This is a genomic window from Romboutsia weinsteinii, from assembly GCF_002250835.2.
Lineage (GTDB): Bacteria > Bacillota > Clostridia > Peptostreptococcales > Peptostreptococcaceae > Romboutsia_A > Romboutsia_A weinsteinii.
This window is the reverse complement of the sequence record NZ_NOJY02000106.1, coordinates 1-4,393: the sequence shown is the minus strand read 5'-3', so window position 1 is coordinate 4,393 and position 4,393 is coordinate 1. Positions and strand designations below refer to the sequence as shown.

General features: G+C 29.6%; 5 protein-coding genes. 4 read left to right on the top strand and 1 reads right to left on the bottom strand.

Translation table 11 applies throughout. The annotated features are described in order from the left end of the window. Positions 1 to 7 precede the first annotated feature (7 nt). The 4 genes from CHL78_RS19590 (at position 8) to CHL78_RS19575 (ending at position 3,513) form a co-directional block, all read left to right on the top strand. Positions 8 to 1,306, top strand: a complete 1,299-nt coding sequence (locus CHL78_RS19590; RefSeq protein ID WP_094368291.1) for a M18 family aminopeptidase — start codon at positions 8 to 10, stop codon at positions 1,304 to 1,306. Between the two features lie 17 nt (positions 1,307 to 1,323). After that, positions 1,324 to 2,070 carry a patatin-like phospholipase family protein gene (locus CHL78_RS19585; protein ID WP_094368292.1) on the top strand — a complete coding sequence of 249 codons (747 nt, stop codon included), beginning with the start codon at positions 1,324 to 1,326 and terminating at the stop codon, positions 2,068 to 2,070. Between the two features lie 129 nt (positions 2,071 to 2,199). Then, positions 2,200 to 2,793 carry an AAA family ATPase gene (locus CHL78_RS19580; RefSeq protein WP_094368293.1) on the top strand — a complete coding sequence of 198 codons (594 nt, stop codon included), beginning with the start codon at positions 2,200 to 2,202 and terminating at the stop codon, positions 2,791 to 2,793. Between the two features lie 195 nt (positions 2,794 to 2,988). Beyond that, positions 2,989 to 3,513, top strand: a complete 525-nt coding sequence (locus CHL78_RS19575) for a peptidylprolyl isomerase (RefSeq protein WP_094368294.1) — start codon at positions 2,989 to 2,991, stop codon at positions 3,511 to 3,513. Positions 3,514 to 3,685: 172 nt separating this feature from the next. Here CHL78_RS19575 and CHL78_RS19570 read toward each other — a convergent pair. Then, on the bottom strand, positions 3,686 to 4,393 hold a 708-nt coding region (locus tag CHL78_RS19570), incomplete at its 5' end, for a manganese-dependent inorganic pyrophosphatase (protein WP_116041738.1).

The following is a 4,393-nucleotide window of genomic DNA, read 5'->3' as shown; positions in this document are numbered from 1 at the left end:
TAGTGGTATGGGGAAAAAAGAGTTTGCAAAAAATTTAATGGACTATATTTATAGCAGTCCTACAGCATTTCATGCAGTTGAAACATCAGAAGTATTATTAAAAGAAAATGGGTTTAAGGAATTAGAATCAGATAAGAAGTGGAGTATAGAGGTTGGGGGAAAATATTATGTAACTAAAAATTCTTCAGCTCTAATTGCATTCACAGTTAATTCAGAAAGTATTGAGAATGAAGGATTTAGGATAATAGGTTCTCACTCAGATTCACCGACATTTAGAATTAAACCAAATGCAGAAATGTCAGTAGAAAATACATATCTTAAGTTAAATACAGAAGCGTATGGTGGTGCTATACTAAGCACTTGGATGGATAGACCTCTAGGAGTTGCTGGTAGAGTAGTACTTAAAAGCGAGAGTGTTTTAAGACCAGCAGAAAGATTAGTTAATATAAACAAGCCTATATGTATAATTCCTAACTTAGCAATACATATGAATAGAAATATTAATGAAGGATATGAATTTAATAAACAAAGAGATATGTTACCTTTGGTAGGTTTATTAAATGAGACGCTAGAAAAAGATAATTTCTTATTAAATGCTATAGCAAATGAGTTAAGTGTAGATATAGATGAAGTAATAGACTTTGACTTATTCTTATATGAGTTTGAAAAAGGTAGTTTAATAGGGCCAAATGAAGAGTTTATATCTATAGGAAGACTAGATAATTTATCTATGGCTCATGCAAGTCTTCATTCATTAATAGATACAAAAGGTCAAAATGGAATAAATGTGACTGCCGTATTTGATAATGAAGAGGTAGGAAGCTCTACAAAGCAAGGTGCAGATTCAAACATGTTAATAAACATATTAGAAAGAGTATGTATATGCTTAGGAAAAACTAGAGAAGAATTCTTTACAGCTTTATATTCATCATTTATGATTTCAGCAGATTTAGCTCATGCAGTGCATCCGAATATGACAGATAAGCATGATCCAACTACAAGACCAGTAATGGGTAAAGGTCCAGTAATAAAAATCAATGCAAATCAAGCCTATACAAGTGATGGGTATTCTATATCAGTTTATAAAAATATTTGTAGAGAAGCAGGAGTAGAATATCAAGAGTTTGTTAATCGATCTGATGTAAGAGGGGGAAGCACTATAGGTCCAATATCTTCTACTCATATAGATATACCTTCAGTAGATATTGGAAGTCCAATATTAGCTATGCATTCTATAAGAGAATTAGGAAATGTAGAAGATCACTATAGTATATATAAAACATTCAGTAAGTTCTATGAGATATAAAGAAAAGAGGTAAGGTTATGAAAATAGGATTATGTCTATCAGGTGGAGGAGCAAAGGGGTCATATCAAGCAGGAGTTGTTAAAGCTTTATATGATAGAGGGATAAAACAATTCACAGCAATATCAGGAACATCCATAGGAGCAGTTAATGGATATTACTTATTCACAGAAAATGTTGAAAACTTAGAAAAAATGTGGATAAATATTCAGAAAACTTCTGAAAACGATGTCAAAATAGTGAATAACACTGTGGATAATTCTGAAGTTATCAACCAATTAGATAATCTTAATTATGATAATAGTAATAAAATTAACTTTTATGTAAATTTTGTAGAGATTGAAGGAAAAAAAATTAAAGAAAAGATAACTAACTTATCTAAAGTAAATAGAGAAGAAGGCTTAAAAAGTATAAAGTATAGTTCTTTACTACCATTTAATCCCAACGGAAAGTTAAGTTTTAAAGAACAATTTATAAAGGATGTTTCAGATGGAATATATGATGGAATGAGTCTAGATGGTGGTTTAGTTAACAATACATTAATTCAACCATTAATTGAGGATAATGTGGATAAAATTATAATAATATCAACAGACTATAACTATATACTACCAGAAGAAATAAAAAACATTTATAAAAATGATAATATGATTGTAGTTAAGCCTAAAGTTCCTTTTGATAAAAATGATACACTTAGATTTGAACCAGAATTTTGTAAGAGTAAATTCGAAGAAGGCTATGAAATAGGTAAAAGTCTGACTATATAGTATAATTATACAATCAAATTCATACAAATAAATGTAATTATAGGAAACGTATTGAATAAAGCTCTAGATATTAGTATAATATAAAAGTTCTTTAATTTGACAAAATAAGACATGGAGTTGATTATAAATATGGCAACTAAAAGAATTGCAGTATTAGGTGGTCCAAGATGTGGAAAAACTACACTAATACAACATTTATATGTTGAAATGAAAATAGCAGGGTTAAATGCTGGATATGCTCTTGAATATTCTACAGAATATTTAAAGGATAAAGGAATGATAGAAACTATATCTGAACAATATGGAATCTACTTAGGCCAAAAGAAATTAGAAGATGAGCTATCTACATTCGATTATGCTCTTACAGACTATGCTACATTTGTACCATACGTATATGGAAGATTTATGTTAGGTACAAAAACTAGAACTAAAAAAGAAATACAAATATTAAAAGACTTATATTGTTTAGCAATAGAAGATATACAAAACTATGACATGATAGTATACGTTCCGAGAGAATTTGGATACATACAAGATGGTGTAAGATGGCAAGATGAAGATATAGCAATTCAAATAGATGAAGCTATACTAAACTTCTTAAGATCTGAAAACATAAACTATGTTGAAGTAAAAGGATCTACTAAAGAGAGAGCTAAGAATATATTAGATTTATTAGAAGTGGATTATAAAGAGACTCCACAACTAAATGACGAAGAGAAATAAACTACTAGAATTCTAGTAGTTTTTTCTATTAGAGAGACTATATTTGAGAGAAAATTGGCATTGATAAAATATATTTATATTAAATAGAAATTTTAATATAAATAGAAAATTTAGGGAGATTTTTTCCTAAGTTAGTATATAATATATATGTGATTACATAATCTAAGAAAATACGAAAGAAAGAAGGTAATAATTATGGAAAATAAAAATCCTATAGTAACTATAGAAATGGAAAATGGAAAGAAAATAGTGGTGGAATTATACCCTAACATAGCTCCTAACACAGTTAAAAACTTTGTAACATTAATAAATGAAGGATTCTACAATGGTGTTGGATTCCACAGAGTAATAGAAGGATTCATGTTACAAGGAGGATGTCCAAATGGAACAGGGATGGGCGGACCAGGACATTCAATAAAGGGTGAGTTCAGAGGAAATGGATTCACTAACAACTTAAAGCATGAAAGAGGAGTAATATCAATGGCTAGAACTATGGCTCCAAACTCAGCTGGTTCTCAATTCTTCATAATGCACAAAAACTCTCCACATTTAGATGGACAATATGCTGGATTTGGTAGAGTAATAGAAGGATTAGATGTTGTAGATGAAATAGCTACAGTAGCTACAGATAGAGGAGATAAGCCTAAGACTCCACAAGTAATGAAGTCAGTAACAGTTGAAACTTTTGGTGAAGATTACTCAGATGTTGAGAAAATGTAATTAATTCTATAAAATTGGAAAAAATGTTCTATTTACAATTAGGATACTTTCATTTAAAATAAGAGAAGTGATAAATCCTAAAAACACAAAAATAGACAGATTACTTAACGAAATAAACTAGTTAAAGATTTATAAAGAAAAAAGGAAGGCATTAGCCTTCCTTTTTTGCTTATTATATATTCTTAACTGCAGCAGTTAAGTTTGGAACTAATTGTTTCTTTCTAGAAACAACTCCTTCAGAGAATACACCTTGAGATGCTTCAACATTAAATGCTTCAGATATTAATTTATCTTCTGCTTTGTATATTAAGTAAGAACCTTCTTTTATTATATCAGTTACAGCAAGAACTAACATGTCATACTCAGTTGAGTTTATATAAGATAAGAAATCATCTTTCTTAGAAAGTATAGAATCTATATCTAAAGTGAATACCTGTCCTATACCAACTCTCTTTCCGCTCATATCAAACTCTTTAAAGTCCATATTTACTATTTCTTCTATGCTGAATTCATCTAAAGAAGTACCAACTTTAAACATTTCCATTCCATAGCTCTCCATATTGACATTAGCTATTTTAGCTAACTCTTGACAAGCTAATTTATCCATTTCAGTAGTTGTTGGTGATTTGAATATTAATGTATCTGATAATATAGCAGATAATAAAAGACCAGCTATTTCATAAGGGACTTCTACATTATTTTCTTTGAACATATTGTATATTACAGTACAACTACATCCAACAGGCATAACTCTAAAGCTTATAGGTACATCTGTAGTTATACCACCTATTTTATGATGGTCAACTATTTCAACTATATTAGCGTCTTCTATACCATCAGCACTTTGAGCGTACTCATTGTGGTCTACTAAAACAACATT

Bases quoted from the DNA above. Each gene is read 5' to 3' on its own strand.
- CHL78_RS19590 (WP_094368291.1), top strand. From the start codon at position 8: ATGGGGAAAAAAGAGTTTGCAAAAAATTTAATGGACTATATTTATAGC.
- CHL78_RS19585 (WP_094368292.1), top strand. From the start codon at position 1,324: ATGAAAATAGGATTATGTCTATCAGGTGGAGGAGCAAAGGGGTCATAT.
- CHL78_RS19580 (WP_094368293.1), top strand. From the start codon at position 2,200: ATGGCAACTAAAAGAATTGCAGTATTAGGTGGTCCAAGATGTGGAAAA.
- CHL78_RS19575 (WP_094368294.1), top strand. From the start codon at position 2,989: ATGGAAAATAAAAATCCTATAGTAACTATAGAAATGGAAAATGGAAAG.